Source organism: Psychrobacillus sp. L4 (assembly GCF_042944905.1).
Taxonomy (GTDB): Bacteria; Bacillota; Bacilli; order Bacillales_A; family Planococcaceae; genus Psychrobacillus.
In genome coordinates this window covers 1973794-1989494 of sequence record NZ_CP168496.1, presented here as the reverse complement: position 1 = coordinate 1989494, position 15701 = coordinate 1973794, and the positions used below count along the sequence as shown (strand labels likewise).

General features: G+C 33.3%; 22 protein-coding genes. 20 read left to right on the top strand and 2 right to left on the bottom strand.

Translation table 11 applies throughout. The features are described 5' to 3' along the window. Positions 1-27 precede the first annotated feature (27 nt). Both ACEPXG_RS09510 and ACEPXG_RS09505 read left to right on the top strand, forming a co-directional pair. Positions 28-927 carry a hypothetical protein gene (locus tag ACEPXG_RS09510; RefSeq protein ID WP_391201367.1) on the top strand — a complete coding sequence of 300 codons (900 nt, stop codon included), beginning with the start codon at positions 28-30 and terminating at the stop codon, positions 925-927. Positions 928-952: 25 nt separating this feature from the next. Continuing rightward, a complete protein-coding gene (locus tag ACEPXG_RS09505; protein ID WP_391201364.1) occupies positions 953-1600 on the top strand; it encodes a hypothetical protein in 648 nt (215 codons plus the stop codon). A 56-nt stretch (positions 1601-1656) separates the two neighbouring features. On the opposite strand, the gene ACEPXG_RS09500 is transcribed toward ACEPXG_RS09505, so the two are convergent. Continuing rightward, a complete protein-coding gene (locus ACEPXG_RS09500) occupies positions 1657-2298 on the bottom strand; it encodes a cupin domain-containing protein (protein ID WP_391201361.1) in 642 nt (213 codons plus the stop codon). A gap of 107 nt (positions 2299-2405) precedes the next feature. Here ACEPXG_RS09500 and ACEPXG_RS09495 point away from each other — a divergent pair, with 107 nt between their 5' ends. From ACEPXG_RS09495 to ACEPXG_RS09410, 18 genes are all read left to right on the top strand, one after another. Next, complete coding sequence (locus tag ACEPXG_RS09495; RefSeq protein ID WP_391201358.1) at positions 2406-3188, top strand: aminoglycoside phosphotransferase family protein; 783 nt, start codon at positions 2406-2408, stop codon at positions 3186-3188. Positions 3189-3238: 50 nt separating this feature from the next. Then, on the top strand, positions 3239-3580 hold the full coding sequence (locus tag ACEPXG_RS09490) for a zinc-ribbon domain-containing protein (protein ID WP_391201355.1): 342 nt from the start codon (positions 3239-3241) through the stop codon (positions 3578-3580). 72 nt (positions 3581-3652) lie between these two features. Further along, the gene (locus tag ACEPXG_RS09485; RefSeq protein WP_391201352.1) at positions 3653-4195 is read left to right on the top strand and encodes an NUDIX hydrolase; all 543 of its coding nucleotides are present in this window, start codon (positions 3653-3655) and stop codon (positions 4193-4195) included. Between the two features lie 26 nt (positions 4196-4221). Next, positions 4222-5769 (top strand): peptidase MA family metallohydrolase, encoded by a 1548-nt coding sequence (locus tag ACEPXG_RS09480; RefSeq protein ID WP_391201349.1) that lies wholly within the window; start codon positions 4222-4224, stop codon positions 5767-5769. A gap of 48 nt (positions 5770-5817) precedes the next feature. Continuing rightward, positions 5818-5979, top strand: coding sequence for a hypothetical protein (locus ACEPXG_RS09475; RefSeq protein WP_391201346.1), 162 nt, complete (start codon positions 5818-5820; stop codon positions 5977-5979). Then, complete coding sequence (locus ACEPXG_RS09470) at positions 5948-6184, top strand: hypothetical protein (protein ID WP_391201343.1); 237 nt, start codon at positions 5948-5950, stop codon at positions 6182-6184. The genes ACEPXG_RS09475 and ACEPXG_RS09470 overlap by 32 nt, the downstream gene beginning before the upstream one ends. Positions 6185-6811: 627 nt before the next feature. Beyond that, positions 6812-7396, top strand: coding sequence for a histidine phosphatase family protein (locus ACEPXG_RS09465; RefSeq protein ID WP_391201340.1), 585 nt, complete (start codon positions 6812-6814; stop codon positions 7394-7396). Between the two features lie 437 nt (positions 7397-7833). Continuing rightward, positions 7834-8283, top strand: a complete 450-nt coding sequence (locus ACEPXG_RS09460) for a hypothetical protein (protein ID WP_391201337.1) — start codon at positions 7834-7836, stop codon at positions 8281-8283. A 167-nt stretch (positions 8284-8450) separates the two neighbouring features. Then, entirely contained in the window at positions 8451-8804 is a 354-nt protein-coding gene (locus ACEPXG_RS09455) for a PadR family transcriptional regulator (RefSeq protein ID WP_391201334.1), read from the top strand. Further along, entirely contained in the window at positions 8797-9459 is a 663-nt protein-coding gene (locus ACEPXG_RS09450) for a hypothetical protein (protein ID WP_391201330.1), read from the top strand. Before ACEPXG_RS09455 ends, ACEPXG_RS09450 begins: the two co-directional genes overlap by 8 nt. Then, entirely contained in the window at positions 9449-10000 is a 552-nt protein-coding gene (locus ACEPXG_RS09445; protein ID WP_391201327.1) for a DUF4825 domain-containing protein, read from the top strand. The genes ACEPXG_RS09450 and ACEPXG_RS09445 overlap by 11 nt, the downstream gene beginning before the upstream one ends. Positions 10001-10341: 341 nt before the next feature. Beyond that, on the top strand, positions 10342-11229 hold the full coding sequence (locus ACEPXG_RS09440) for an alpha/beta fold hydrolase (protein WP_391209698.1): 888 nt from the start codon (positions 10342-10344) through the stop codon (positions 11227-11229). Positions 11230-11254: 25 nt separating this feature from the next. Continuing rightward, entirely contained in the window at positions 11255-11641 is a 387-nt protein-coding gene (locus tag ACEPXG_RS09435) for a GNAT family N-acetyltransferase (RefSeq protein WP_391209696.1), read from the top strand. A gap of 96 nt (positions 11642-11737) precedes the next feature. Continuing rightward, positions 11738-11941 carry a DUF6366 family protein gene (locus ACEPXG_RS09430; RefSeq protein WP_391209694.1) on the top strand — a complete coding sequence of 68 codons (204 nt, stop codon included), beginning with the start codon at positions 11738-11740 and terminating at the stop codon, positions 11939-11941. A 62-nt stretch (positions 11942-12003) separates the two neighbouring features. Beyond that, on the top strand, positions 12004-12471 hold the full coding sequence (locus ACEPXG_RS09425) for a GNAT family N-acetyltransferase (protein ID WP_391209692.1): 468 nt from the start codon (positions 12004-12006) through the stop codon (positions 12469-12471). Between the two features lie 409 nt (positions 12472-12880). Next, on the top strand, positions 12881-13555 hold the full coding sequence (locus ACEPXG_RS09420) for a class I SAM-dependent methyltransferase (protein WP_391209690.1): 675 nt from the start codon (positions 12881-12883) through the stop codon (positions 13553-13555). 46 nt (positions 13556-13601) lie between these two features. Continuing rightward, entirely contained in the window at positions 13602-14087 is a 486-nt protein-coding gene (locus tag ACEPXG_RS09415; RefSeq protein ID WP_391209688.1) for a GNAT family N-acetyltransferase, read from the top strand. A gap of 56 nt (positions 14088-14143) precedes the next feature. Continuing rightward, positions 14144-15001, top strand: a complete 858-nt coding sequence (locus ACEPXG_RS09410; RefSeq protein ID WP_391209686.1) for a tetratricopeptide repeat protein — start codon at positions 14144-14146, stop codon at positions 14999-15001. A 208-nt stretch (positions 15002-15209) separates the two neighbouring features. Here ACEPXG_RS09410 and ACEPXG_RS09405 read toward each other — a convergent pair whose 3' ends face one another. Then, complete coding sequence (locus tag ACEPXG_RS09405; protein WP_391209685.1) at positions 15210-15671, bottom strand: nucleoside deaminase; 462 nt, start codon at positions 15669-15671, stop codon at positions 15210-15212. Positions 15672-15701: the final 30 nt, after the last annotated feature.

The window sequence follows — 15701 nt, the reverse complement described above, 5'->3', positions numbered from 1 at the left end:
AATTTTTATATAAGGGGAGTTTATAAAATGAACGTTCAAATACAGCCATCACAAGAACAGATAGATCATTGGATAGAAAAATATGTACCTGAAGAAGACTTGTTTTTCCTACGAGAAGAAGACTTGCTAAATTTGGAAGAATATTTACATGACGTATTAGTCATTCCTAAAGATGAATTTTTCAATCATTCCTCCTACTCTCAGATTCAGCTAGTAAATAGTTATGAGTATTGGAGAATTTCTAATGATATTCGTTACGTTATTGTAGCTCAACCTGATTGGATATCAAGCCTTAATTCGGAGGTCAAATCAGTTCTATTACAAATTCAAGTAGATATGGGCAGAGGTTTAATACTTCCACTTTCTTTATTCTTTGAACCTGATGAAGTTCCTGCAGAATATATTGTGAAAGAAAAGGGAGTACAATATGCTGTTCTTCAAAATGATATGTGGAAAAGGTTGTCCGTTTCAAACAAGAAGAATGCGATTCAAGCATACGCTCTTGAATGGGATAGTTGGGACAGCTTAGAAGTCCCAGTTAATATTCCTGCACATTTGAAGAAATATGCGAATTCATTTTCAACTGAAGCTGGTGCCAACTGTCTAGCTGCGACTCTTTATGCAGTTAGTAATCATTCAGAGAGAAATGCCTGGATGATACACGAATGGGTGCACCAAGGCACTTTTGCACTAGGGCTTAAAAATGCACACTATTCCATAACACAAGAAGGACTACAAGAAGGTGATGTAGTGACATGGATAAATGATGGGGGCGTGATTCAGCATGCAGCTTACCATATTGGAAATCAATTATATTTCAATAAAAACGGTCAAACCTTCTTCAATCCATGGAAAATCATACACTGGAAAGAATTATGCGAAGAGTGGAATGCTTATACATACCGCATTTATCGTAAAGTCATTTGAAGTTGAAAAAGGGGGTGGGTTACGCTTGAAGAAGATAGTTACTATTCTAGCGCTGATAGGAGTATCAATTCTATTTTTCGGTTGTGAGAATACTAGTGTGAATGAAAATAATGAAACATTAAATGAAGATCAATTATTAATAGAAGCACAAGAAGCTCAAATCAAAAAATTAGAAAAGGAAAATGACGAATTGTTAACCAAGTTGAATTCAACTCAATTAAAACTGAAATATGCAGGAGAACAAATAACTTACTTTCAACAATTCAGTCAAGATGCATTGGATTATTTAAGTGATAAAGAAGTACTTGTATTGGCAAAAAAGCAATGGGAATACACTTTAGAAGTAAACGGTCAAACAATGCCTAAGGATGGGAAAATAGAGATTCAAGAAGATAATATTGAGATTTCTTTATCTGAAAGACAACCTGCTAATAATGCGCTACCAGTTGAAATATATAGCAAAGGCGCAATAAGTGGAAGTTATGAAAAACATATACAAGATTTTAAGCCAGCCTCAACGGAAACAAATTGGAGGGATGGGACAGTTGTAACTGCGATTCAGTATCAGTATTTAGAAGTAAAAAGCGGTACAACTATTTTTTTTTCAATTACAGATGAATTGAAAGAAAGATTAGGATTAGATACTAATGTAATTTCAATTGTGAAAAAATAGTCAAAATATAGAGGGATTTGGCCATTTAAGAAGGATAAATCTGAAATCTTGAACAGCTACAAGTTAGTAGGATTGTTATAGGGATCAAATTCTTGAATTGTATAGCCTGGATTACCGTATTGATTAAAGGTATTTGCATAATTTTGCGCATTACTATCTCCGGTTTTATTCCAACTCTTCTGTGGGCCGATATAGGTAGAGGGCAAAACTGGAGCAATGGCTTTTTTCCATTGATTTTTGTCCATTCCATAGGTGTAAGCCATAATACTTGATGGGGTCAATTTCAATATATCCGAACCGAGAATTACTTCAGGAGTTGGTGCATTAAAAATGGCTAATATATGTGTTCTATCCTCTGTAGCCATTTGATAATGCCACCAACCTTGTGGGATGTTCGCCACTTGGCCAGGGGTAATCGCATAATGTTGAAATTGCTTTGTAAATGGATTGAGTATGGACACAGTTATTGCACCAGAGATACAATATACTAACTCTGCGGCATTTGGGTGGTAATGTGGCTCTATATTATTGTCTGCACTAAGAAAAATATCTAATAAAGATGTATTTTCCAATGTATTTAATTGTTGAATTCCTAAAATATTCATAAAGTTATAGTTATCTTTTTTAAAGAATGGACTTTTATTTACATCATAAGTGAAATGGGTTGATGGTGAAGTGTAGTCAATAGAAGAATCCATAACTCAACCTGCCTTTTAACAATTGTAATGTGTTGGTTTTCACACTCTTTGCATGATATGTATTTACTTATTTTTTTGTGCCAATGCGAATTAAAAAGGAGATAATTATGAACAAATCTATTAATCCAGCTATTCTCGACCAATTTGAAACAATTATAGGTAAAATACATTCTTTTTCATTTCCTAAAAGACAAGGTGCTACATCAGAAGTGATTTTTTTACATACGGATAATGGCCAGTTTGTTTGTAAAGCTGCACAAACATCTCCTTACAGGGAATGGCTCTTAGAGGAAGCGAGGGTAATGAAGCATTGGAAAGAGCAAACAAACTTACCTATTCCAACTTTCTATCAATTTGTTGAAAATAATGAAGAGAGTTTTTTACTAATGAGTCTAGAAAAAGGAATTCCACTAAGGGAAGCACTTTTGAAAGCAGAATCAGATCAAGAAAAATATGCACTTCTCGAAAGTTTCGGCGCACTTTTAAAGCAATTGCATGAAACAAAGCCACCAACATCGTGGGTTACAAAGGAATCTTGGCTTGATGAACAATTGGAAAAAGCTATATATAATTTACAAAACTACGAGGTAGATGGGGATCAACCATTACTGGATAAATTAAAAAAGCATAAACCTATTCCATTCAAACAAACGTTGATCCATGGTGATTGCACCATAGATAATGTGCTTGTTTCAAATGGAAGAGTAGGCACGTTTATTGATTTAGCTGGTTCAGCATATGGGGACCCTCGCTATGATATTGCATTAGCCACTCGTTCCATCAGAAACAATGAAGAGATGTTACAAGCTTTTTATAAGGGGTATGAAGGAGAAACCATCACGGAAGAGGAATTTGATTACTTCGACAGGGGATTGTATGAATTTTTCTAATGTTACGTAATTTCTACAGATGACTTAAATTGATATTTGGGGGAGTAACGATGAAACTTATTGGTCCGTTTATAGTATTGGTTGGCATTGCAGGGCTAAGTTTTGCTTTATATGATTTTTTTACTTTAGATTTTTTTGAAATGCCGCACTATTCCTGGTTACCATTTGTTTCGATGCCTTTAATCTTTGTTGGTTTTGTTCTGACAGGGGTAGCTTATCGCAAGAAAATTCAAAAACTCAATGAAGACATTTTGAGAGATCAAATGAAAGCTGTAGGACAAGGTTTAAAAGAGGGGTTTTCTGAATCTGGTCACTTCTGTTCGGCTTGTGGCCATCAAGCCGAACGAACTGCAAAGTATTGTTCAGAATGTGGGAAAGAGCTTAAGTTCTAATGCTATTAAGCAGAGCGCATAGTTCACACTAAGCAATTTTGAAAAGTTCACTTCAACAAAGGGGAAAACTTAATGAATAGTTGGAAAACGCTAAATTCAAGTTATGTCTTTAAAACTCCTTTCGGAAATTTACGGAAAGACGATTGTGAGCTTCCAGATGGACAAATAATTGAGAATTATTATGTCAACGAATACGCAGACTGGGTGAATGCAATTGTTCTCACAAAGCAGAAGCAGATTGTACTCGTCAAACAATATAGATATGCAGCACAAGACTTCTTCTTAGAAATTCCAGCTGGAAAACCGGAAGGAAATGAAGCATGTGAAGAAGCTATTTTGCGAGAGGTAAGGGAAGAAACAGGCTTTATTACGGAAAAGGAGCCAATATTATTAGGTGAGTTTTATGTGAATCCAGCAACACAAACGAATAAAGTAATCACATTTTTAATTGTAGATGCATATAAAGCGTTTGAGCAAGAATTAGATCCTACAGAATTTATTGATGTACATTTGGTTGATCTAAATGAAATGGAAGCGATGATTGCTAGCGGAGAGATAAATCAGTTTTTTACCGTGAGTGCTTACTATATGTCTAAATCTTTCCTAACAAAATAATGTAGGACTAAGAACTGGGGATTACAATGAAAGTTTTTTGGAAATTAATAGCTATATTGATTCTATTCATCTTATTATCTATCATAAGCTGCTTACTATTAATTAATCAATCGATGAAAATAGGTATTATAGTAGGAATCGTTTTATTTGTTCTGAATGCTCTTACTTTTCCGGTAAGTATATATGGACTGGTGAAAGGTAAGATACTAAAGTGGAAGCTCTATAATAGAATGGAAGTAGGGGGCTTACTATTAGGTACCCTATTCTTAGCGTTGTTCATTTTTCTATTTACCATAACAAATAATGCGATGGAAGACACTTTAGAAAATCCAACTTTTAGTGAAAAAACACGTCTCGTATTAAACTTTTTTACTTATCAATCTACACAAAAAGATGTTGTAAAAGAGAAAAGAAAAGGAATTACATACGTGTTTCATCCGGAAAACAGAGATACCGTTGAACAGTTTGAAGCGTTGCTTTTGGAAAAGAAATCATCTATGGATGCACTTTTTGGAAGCGAACTGAAAGACCAATTAACGATAGAAATTTATAATGATAGTTCTAGTCTCCAAGCAAAATCAGATTTTGTTGATGTTACTGGTTATTATGATTATTTTAACAAGTCTATTAATGTACTTAAAATAGATACAAATTCTAATGATAATTGGAAGCAAAATCTAATACACGAATATACACATTACAGAATTCAACAGTTCTCTAAGATGAACCACCTTGACCAAAGTTCTAAACAAGTACCTTTATGGTTTAATGAAGGGGTTTGTGTATTAATAGGTTATCAGAATGGACAAATAAGTAGTGTAACCGAATTAAAAAATATTGCTGATTTTCATTTGCTGGACTCAAGTGATAGTTTTCATGCAGCGAGAGAAGATTATATTCCATATCTTCAGAGCTATTTTGCAGTGAAAGCATTAGTAAACGATTATGGTTCGGCAATAATTCCAAAACTTCTCATTTCAAAAACGGTGAATGATTTTTATTACAATCTTGAACAAATTACTGGTAAGAATTTAAATGAGTTTAAGCAAACCTTTTTAAAAGAACTTCAATTGAAAGAGGAAGAGATAACCGAAAAATTTGCTCTCGTTTCAAGTGCTATTTTGGCTCATCGATACAAGGAAGCAGAAAAATTATTAACTGAAATAAAAAACGTTGGCTTTAAAGAAGATATTGAATACGCAAATTCGCTTTTAGTACAAATCTATTTGGAACATGGATTGTATGAAAATGCAATAAAATTATTGAATATTGAAATACAAGATAAGGAAAATCAGGTGTATTTAGCTAATGTAATGCAGTTGGCGGAAATTTTTCTTTTATACGACACAGAAAAAGCTTTAAAATATTCAGAAATTGTCGAAGTAGAAGCGAAGAAAGCCCCAGTATACAACATAGATAGAGCTGTGAATTTTGCAGAAGCGCTTCGTTTAATAAATTCTGGATTTCCTGTTCCTGGTTATAAAATACTGCTTGAAGAAGAGCAAATTTTTAACGCACCAATACGAAACAAATTGCTCAAAAAGTTAAAAGAAGAATATCCAGGAGAGTTTTAGTTTGAAATGAAAGGAGGTAACTAGATTGGCTTTCGTCTTAGTGCTGCAATGGGAAATGAAAAGATATATCCTATCGATTGGATGGGATATGTAAACCATAGAAGTATTGTAGAAGTTTTTGAATGGGCAGAAACCAATCAACCTGAATATGTTATAATCTACAAAAGGAGTGATAACCGTGGAAGATCAAGTATTAAAAATATTAGTTGAAATGAAAAAAGATATGCAAGAAGTGAAACAAGAAGTGCAAGAAATGAAACAAGAAATGAATGGAATGAAACAAGAATTAGTAGAAACAAAACAAGAAATGAAAACAGGTTTCGAAGCGGTAAATACACGACTGGACAGAGTTGAAGAAAAGTTAGATGGTATACCTAATTTGGACAACAAATCGCTCATACGACGGAAACGCTAGCAACAATAGAGACTAAAACAGCATACTTATTGGAAAAATCCCAGTTACACGATCTGGAACTTCATAGAATTAAACAAAAAATATAAATTTCTAGCATCCTATTGGGTGCTTTTTCTTTTGCCTCGATTAGAACTTTCTAGAATTGTTATCTATAGGGTCCAGTGAAGGCTAAGATTCAGCTACTTTAATAGGTTGAACTACCGAATCGCAAGTTATAGAGTTCAAATCGCAAAATAGGATGCTGGAATCGCAAAATAATACGCTCAAATCGCAAAACTCCCTGTCAAAATCGCAAAATATAGTGGTTTGCAAAATTTTAGTTGGAATAGGTTTTTTCTTACAATATTTTCAGCGAATTTAAAGGTTTTTAAAAGAAGTAGGTTGGAATTAGTGTATAATATTGGTAAGTTGTATTCTACTCATTGAAGGAGGTAATTCAAATTACCTTTATTCTAGGGTTACTTATTTTCTTTGTTTTTTGTATCTTACTTTCTTTAAGGGCAATTGAAAAACTGTTAAAAACAATAGTAAATCAAAACGATCGTGTAACAGAACTTCTTACAGAAATTAAAGATAAAAAGTAAAGTTTTTTATACGAGCAAAAAACTAAGATAGTTGGTGATACACGTGACAACAGTAGGTTTAATCAGGCATGGTATGACAGAATGGGATGAACTTAGAAGAGCGCAGGGGATATCTGATATTCCTTTAAACCAAATTGGTATAAAGCAAGCTCATGCATTAGCAGATAGGCTTTCCCTAGAGGAGAAATGGAATGTCATCATTTCAAGCAATTTAACTCGTGCTAAAGAAACTACACAAATAATCGCAAATAAATTAAATATGCCTATTTCTATTTACGACCAAAGAATTCGTGAAATCAATTGTGGTGAAATAGAAGGAACAACGGAAGAAGAACGATTTCAAAAGTGGGGAATCAATTGGAGAGATTTAGATCTGGGTTTAGAAAAAATTGAAGAAGTAGCAAAAAGAGGATTAGAATTTTTAGATGAAGCAGTAATTACATATAAAGATAAGCGAATATTGGTAGTAAGCCATGGCGCTTTAATTGGACTTACATTACAACACTTGTTACCTAAGATGTTTCCAACTACATACATTGAAAATACATCAATAACCATTCTAGAAAATTACGAAAATAAGTGGGACTGTAATCTATATAATTGTACCAAACACTTAGAGGTTCATTAAGCACACAAGGTATATATGCTAATCCAATTATTTTAAATAGGAGGGTTTATGTTGAGAATCATTTTAGAATTAATTCGAATTATCTTGTTACTCGGTATTTCGGGTGTTTTTATGGGATTTTTTATAAATAATATTTATGGAATTTTCAAAGTTGATTTTGGGAATTCTTATTTAGGATTTCTACCGGGTGTGGCAATTTTTATAATGTTTTTTGTGCTCTATAGGAATAAGCTACAATTCTCTGGCTTCTACAAAGGTGAGGGACAAGTAAAATTGTCTAAAAGAGTGAGTATTTCACTGGTTTCTTGTTCAATCCTTCTTCTAATAATTGTACCCTTATTTCACTGAATATAGAAGTAGCCATTGATCAGTCTGAAAATATTGGGGAAATGTGGTAGGAAAATGACGTGTGTCATCTTGAGAAGGAGGGAAATTCGTTGTTTAAAAGAAGTTTTTCTATTAAGCAACTTAGATTGTTTACTTCTATTTTAGTGTTAATAGTAATATTTATAGGTGCAATTTCATTTTTTCTAGAAATTTATCCAGGTGGTTACTCACTTCAAAACGTAAATCAAGAAAAAGTAACTTTAATTAAAAAAGGTTTAATACAAAAAGAACAATTTGATTTCAAAGTCACAACTGAAAATGAACTAAAGGTCGCCTTATTAAAAAATGAGGTGAGTTTTGTAAAATCATTTTGGATTGCTAGTGTTTGCGTAATAGCAATTTTTTTACATTCATTAGCTTTGTATTACTATTTGAAATATAGACAAGCGTTCTTATTAATTTTGACATTTTTTATATTACTTATTCCATTAGCTGTTTATGTTTTCATCAGGAGTTTGAATTTTATCGAAAAATTATTAATGGGATTAATTTCCATGTAGAAATATTGTTCCTTACTTACAATGTATAAATCAGATTTATGATAACCCGATTCAATTGTAAAGCCAATTCGCCTTCTGGTGAGTTGGCTTTTTAATATTACCAAGTTACACAAATTACATTGACACACACAGTAATATGTTATACATTCTAATTAGAGGTGATGATTGTGTCTGGAAATGAAGTAAGTGCCGATTTGATACGTGGAAATATCGACACAATTATTTTGCGTGTTTTAAAAAATGGAGACAATTATGGCTATGAAATTATGAAAGCCATTTCTGAAGGAAGTTCAGGAGAGTACATTTTAAAAGAACCTACGCTATATAGTAGTTTAAAAAGACTTGAAAAAGCCGGTTTTATAAAAGCATATTGGGGCGATCAGTCGCAAGGTGGTCGTAGAAAGTACTATGCACTAACGGATGAAGGTTCAACTGCATTCATGGAAAATTTATTAGCGTGGAATAGAGCGAAAGAATTAATTGATCGGTTAGTTCAAGAAAGGAGTGAGAAAAATGAATGATGTTAGAAAACATGTTGATAAAATGTTTGCTAAATATCCTAAAACAGATGAAACTTTGGAATTAAAAGAAGAAGTAATAGGCAATTTAGAAGCAGAAATAGAGGACTTGCAAAAGAAGGACATATCATTTGATGAAGCATTCCGAGTTAGTATTGGAAAGATGGAGAAACTGGATGATCTAATCGATGGAGTAAAATCGGTACAGATCAGTAATATTATTATGGAATTGATGCAATGGACGCTTATCTACACACTATTTGCATGGATTCTTACCATTCCTTTAAGTATATTCAGTTCAGTAAGAGGTACTTCTTGGATTCTTTTCATTATCATTATTCTAATAGGCGTAATTTATTTGGTTCTATATTTTAGTCGAGGGTTTCTTAATAAATATACTGTAAACATAAATCTTTTCAAAATTGCTGTATGGAGAAAATATAGTTGGATTATTTGGTCTTTATTTATTCTTATGAAATGGGGAATGACAACGGCGCTAGTTTTTGGTAGTAATATCTGGTTTTGGCGACCAATTTCTATTAATGGACCATACGAATTTGCGGGAATTTGTTTGATGTACGCAATTCCCCTTATCACAATTATTCTTCCTCTTCTAATGAATAAATTGAAAAGGATTGTTGATACAGATGAAGAATAAATGGATCATAGGTTTATTTGTAGTGGGTCTTATTCCTTTCATCTGGATGCAAATGGTTTATTTTCCAGGTCAGGAAAAACTTCGAGAAGAAGAGAACTTGAAGCAACTCGATCCAGAAACGCATGATTATGAAAAAGTGCTTAAATATGAAAATCTTTATATGGGGAATGCTAGTAATGATTTTAACCTATTTGGCAATTTGCCATTAAAACAGCATCTTGGAACATTTGAAATAGATTCAGGTCATTTTCTACTCATTACTAATTACGGCTCTTCGGAAGGCGAATCCGAACGTACTATACAACAGGCGGTTATATATAATACGACAGCTGCTTTTGTCCTCATTAAAAATTTACAGCAAATCGAGATGCGTTTTCCGGGTAAGTCTTTTACAGTTCAACGTAGCAATGTAGAAAAGTGGTTCAACAGCAATCTATCTAATTTAATTGACCCTGTACAATTCAAGGAGAAAGTTCAAGAACCACTGAAGAAAAATGATTTAGACGAATGGTTGGCAACTTATACAGAACTCATGAAATAAGAATAGAAACGATTAACAAAAGGATCAGATTTTTCTGATCCTTTTTTGTGTAATAAAGAAAATTATTCGACTGGAAATCTAATAAGAATCATACGTTTGTGCTAATGTTCAGTCAGATGTGAAAGTAATTTTTGGAATAATGGAACTTATTATATTTGGAAACGTAAGTATGATATAGAGATAGTAAGAAAGGTCATTTTGTGAAAATAGAATGGTAGCTTTATTATCTTTGATTGGCTTTGTACCATTATTTTGGATTAATTAAGCAAATTGGAGAATGCCGAATTGACACTGTTGTTACAAATGCTTAGTATTTCATACGGATATAAGAAGGAGTACATATGAAAATTGAAAATGGTGAATATCAAGTAGTTATCAATGGAATCCTACATTGGATAAAAGTTGAAGGGAAAGAAAATAATACGATCCCGTTAATTGTTATTCATGGTGGTCCAGGAGGAAACCTATATACATTTGAAAGAACAGTTGGTCCATATCTTGCTAAAGAAAGAACAGTTGTATATTACGAACAGCGTGGATGCGGAAGAAGTGGCAAACCTAATTCCGATAATGCTTATTCTATTCATGAATTAATTGATGACTTCACGAAAATTCTTCGGTGGATGGGTATCAATAAAGTTGATTTATTAGGATACTCATTTGGTGGGGAACTAGCACTTGAATTTAGTTATGCAATTCCAACTATAATGAACAAATTAGTACTATCTGGGCCAAGCTTAATGGCTTTAAAGACCCAATATATGGTACAAATAGCTGGTTTCGTGTCGATAGCAGATCCTCCTTTAGTACAAAAAATGGAAGAAATACTAGAGGAAGACACCTCAATTGAAACTAAATACAAAAAGGTATGGGGAACTGTTGATAATGATACAGTTGACCGATTATTCTTTGTGAATCAAGATATAGCTAGAAAATACCGAGAATTGGCAAAGGAAAGTAATTTGCATAATACAGGACTGATGCTAGAAGCTTTGCAGGAAAACCCGGCAGAAATACCTTTATATGAAAGACTTCAAGATATTCCACATAAAACATTACTTATTACTGGAGTTCATGATCGAAATACGGGGATTCCTATCTCTAATATTATTAATAGAAACCTAGCAAACAGTGAATGGAAATTGTTTAATCACAGTGCTCATTTTCCGGAATTAGAGGAAACGGATAAATTTATTAGGGAAGTATTGAATTTCTTGAAAATTCCTTAACTTAATAGAAAAAGAGGGAAGAATAATGAATATTAGGCTCGCTGAAAGTAAAGATATTGGCCGGTTGATTCATATGAGATGGGATTTCACACTGGAAGATAATCAAGCGAAAATTTTTGATGAGAGCGATTTAGAAGCTTTTAAAATAGAGTGTCAGGACTTTTTAGAAAAAGCTTTCGATAGTGAAACCTGGTTTATTTGGGTTGCAGAGGAAAACTCAAAAATCGTATCTCATATCTACATAGAATTAATACAAAAAGTACCACGTCCTGGTAGGAGAACTCATCCATTTGCGTTTATGACAAATGTCTATACAATTAAGCATTTTAGAAATAAGGGCATAGGAAGTAAATTGATCACAGCTATAAACGAATGGGTAGAGAGGGAGAAGTACGAATTTATCATCGTTTGACCAAGTGATGATAGCATTGATTACTATAAGCGAAATGGTTATAAGCATTGTAAAGAACCTATGGAGTTTTTTCCTTCATAAAAAGGAGGTGTTCAGATGAATACAGACAAGGAAACACCTGAAAATAGAAGAGAAAGATTAAGACTAGAAGAATTGAAAAGGAATCCAGCTGGGAATTTAAATGATGCTTTTAATCGAGCAAGTAGTGGTAGTTTTATGGATATGGGTTGGAGAAGTACAGGGGTACTTATTCTTGTTTTAATAATCGGTTTTATTATTGTATCAATCTTTTTCAAGTGATATTGTTTGTTCTTGGAAACTAAAAAAATGGATGAATCACATAACTAATGGGTGGTGTAAAGTTGGAAATATGTATTGAAAATATGAGTGAGCAGATAGCGAAAAAAATACTTGGTTGGAAATACGAGCAACCATATGATTTCTATAATAATGAATTGACGGATGAATCTATTAAGGAAATGCTAGATGGTTTTTACTATGCACTTTTCAATCAAAATAAAGCATTGTTAGGATTTTTTTGCATTGGGGAATTTGCACAAGTTCCAGTTGGAAACAAATTTGGTGTCTATTCAGATGACTTCGTGGATATAGGGTTAGGTATGAGTCCGAAACTTGTAGGTAAAGGTAACGGTTTTGAATTTTGCTCATTTATTCTAGGTCATATAGAAAATAATCATTCTGGTACTCCTATTAGATTGACTGTAGCAACGTTTAATCAACGAGCTATTCATTTATATGAAAAGCTTGGATTCGTTAGGAAAAATGAATTTACAACAAATTTTTCGGATTTTATTGTTATGGTTAAATAATGCTTTTTCTGTGAAAAAAGAGACATGCTTCACTATCTTTTATATTTCCAATTTTCACTCCGATAAATTTATATTGTCTATAAAATTTTAGTGAATTATAAATTAGTTGGAACTTTTGCAATACTGGAATCTTGCTGAAGGAATAAAAATAATAGATGAATAAGGTATATGAAAAGAATTAAAGGAAAAGTCGATTAGTAATTAATCTTATTAAGTGGAAAATAGCCAGCAACATCACATTAGCTAGCTACAATCATTTCGAAAATTCAGGAGGCAATTGTTAATTGGTAAATTACGGTGAGGATTTATTTAAAGGTGCAGCATTATATTATTCACGATATAGGCCAATATATTCTGCTTCCTTGATAAGATTTTTAATAACTAGATTTATTTGGATGGAAATGGCCGAATGTTAGATTTAGGCTGTGGGGATGGAAGACTAGCTTTAAGGTTTTCAGATTGGGTTGAAAAAATAGTTGGAGTCGACATGGAACCTGAAATGATTCAACTAGCACAAAATCTTAGCAGAGAATATCGGATAGAAAATATAGAGTGGTTTAATGGGGACATTGAAAAATATAAAAGCCAATCCAATGATGAGTTCAGAATGGTAATTATTGCAAAGGCTTTTCACTGGATGGATAGACCAGTCGTTCTAGATCATTTATATGAAATGATCTCTGTTGGCGGTGGTATAGCTATCATAGACAATTTTTCTCCAAATGGAATACTTTTACCGTGGCAAATGAAAGTGAAAGATGTAGTAAACCATTGGTATGGAAATGAAAGAAGAGCAGGTAATACGATTTATTCCCATCCGGAAATTACACACCAGGAAATAATTGCAAATTCAAATTTTGGTTTAGAAGTTCATCAGATCCCACCCTATGCGCATTGTTGGACAATCGATTCTATAATCGGCAATCACTACTCGACTTCTTATGGTTCTAAACGATTTCTTGGAGAAAATGTGGATTCGTTTGAAGAGCATTTAAAAGAAGAACTATTGGCCATCGATCCAACTGGCGTGTTTACAGAAGAAATTAATATATCGGTTAAACTGGCTGTAAAAGAAAAAAAGTAACTGACATAGAAATAAAAATGAAAAGTAATTTCTAGGGGTGATAAAATTGTTTGAAATTAGATACATAAAAGAAAATGAAAAGAATTTTTTAATGGAGATGCTTTATGAGTCAATTCACATAGAGATAGAGAAAAAACCACCACTTGATGAACTGCTTTGTACAGATGAGTTGAAGAAATACCACCAAAACTGGGGTCGAAAAGATGATAAAGCTTTATTAGCGATTGATAATTCAGGAACTCCTGTAGGTGCAGTATGGTATAGATTATTTAGCAGTGAAGACCGAGGGTATGGCTATGTGAATGATGTATACGCCAGAGTTAGGAATTGCTATAAAAAAGAAGTAAGGGGAAAAGGTCTTGGTACTCAACTAATGTATTCAATAAGAGATGAAGCAAAAAGTAATAGCTTTAAAGCATTATCATTAAGTGTAGATGGTGACAATACGAATGCTATAAATCTGTACCGTAGCTTAGGCTTTACAGAGGTGGAAATAGAAGGAACTTCAATTACTATGTTGTTAAATACGTAAAGTTGTATTTAAGTAATACTAATCTTAAAATTATGATTCTATTTGGAGAGTGAATTATGTCAAACTTTGATACGCTTTGGGATTACAATCATCCTGAAGAAACCGAGCAGAAATTTCTCCGTTTGCAAAAGCAAGCAGAGGACTCAGGAAACATTGGCTATTTAGCGGAACTTTTGACTCAAATTGCACGTTCTCAAGGATTACAAGCTAAATATGAATTGGCTCATGAGACGCTTGATCGTGCAGAGAGTTTATTAAACAAAGATTTAATTGTAGCTAGAATTAGATATTTTCTGGAAAGAGGTCGAGTTTTTAATTCCTCCTCACGACCACTGGACGCTATTCCGCAATTCCTCCACGCATGGGAATTAGGAATCCAATTTGGTGAGGATGATTATGCTGTTGATGCAGCGCATATGTTGGGAATTGCAGAAGTAACTTCCGAGAAACGAATGGAATGGAATATGAAGGCGCTAGAGTATGCCGAAAAGCATCCTAAAGCTAGCCGTTGGTTAGGTTCGTTATATAATAACATCGGTTGGGCAAAAGTGGAGAATGGAAATTTGGAAGAAGCCCTTGAATTATTTAAGCGTGCGTTGGATTTCCGTATGGAGCAAGGTAACTCCAATTCGGTGTTTGTTGCAAAATGGTGCGTAGCCAAGGTGCTGCGTTTAATAGGTCAAGTGGAAGAGTCTTTTGCAATTCAGAAGGAATTACTTGCAGAAACGAAACAAACCACCAATCCCGATGGATATGTATTGGAAGAAATCGCAGAGTGTTTCCTATTGCTAAACAGAAACGAGGAAGCAAAACAATACTTTTCTTTATGCTACGATCGCTTAATACACGATGACTACCTTGTATCCAATAATCCAGAACGCATCGCACGCATTAAGGAAATAGCAGGAAAATAATCATTTAGCCACAAGGTTAGGGTTAATGCCTATTTTCATTAAAGTATGCGGAGTAATTTGTATAATACTGTGTTTTACCAGGAATCACATTGTGGTGGCGTATTTTATATTTCAAATGGAGTTAAGGATAATAAAATTGGCGTTCCTACAATTAGTAGGAACGCCTTTATACTTCAGGAAATCTTGTTATTTGTGATGATTGTCTAAACTAATTGGAAAATGTGTAACCTTCAAATACTTTTAGCCCTTCCTCATTTAAAACTTGTTCTACTACTACTGGCTTATTTGGGCTTTTTTCGATCACTTCTTTACAGGAAATCATAATATTACTTCCTGCAATTTTTGCCAGTTGATCATGTGAAACACTATAGACTATTTTGCCTAAATTAGACCATACCATTGCTCCTGTACACATTACACAAGGTTCGCAGCTGGTATATAAAGTATATTCACTAAGATTAAAAATGTTGTTCTCAGAGCAATAAGTACGAATAAGCCCTATTTCAGCATGATGTGTAGGATCACAATTACTATTTATTTTATTTTCTCCATACATTACGATTTCGTTATTTTTTACTAAGATAGCACCAAATGGTTCATTTCCATCTTTTCTAGCTTGTAAAGCCATTTTTATGGCTATTTCCATAAATTGTTCATCTTTTTTTGTCAATTATAGGACCTCCAGTTCACTACTAGTATA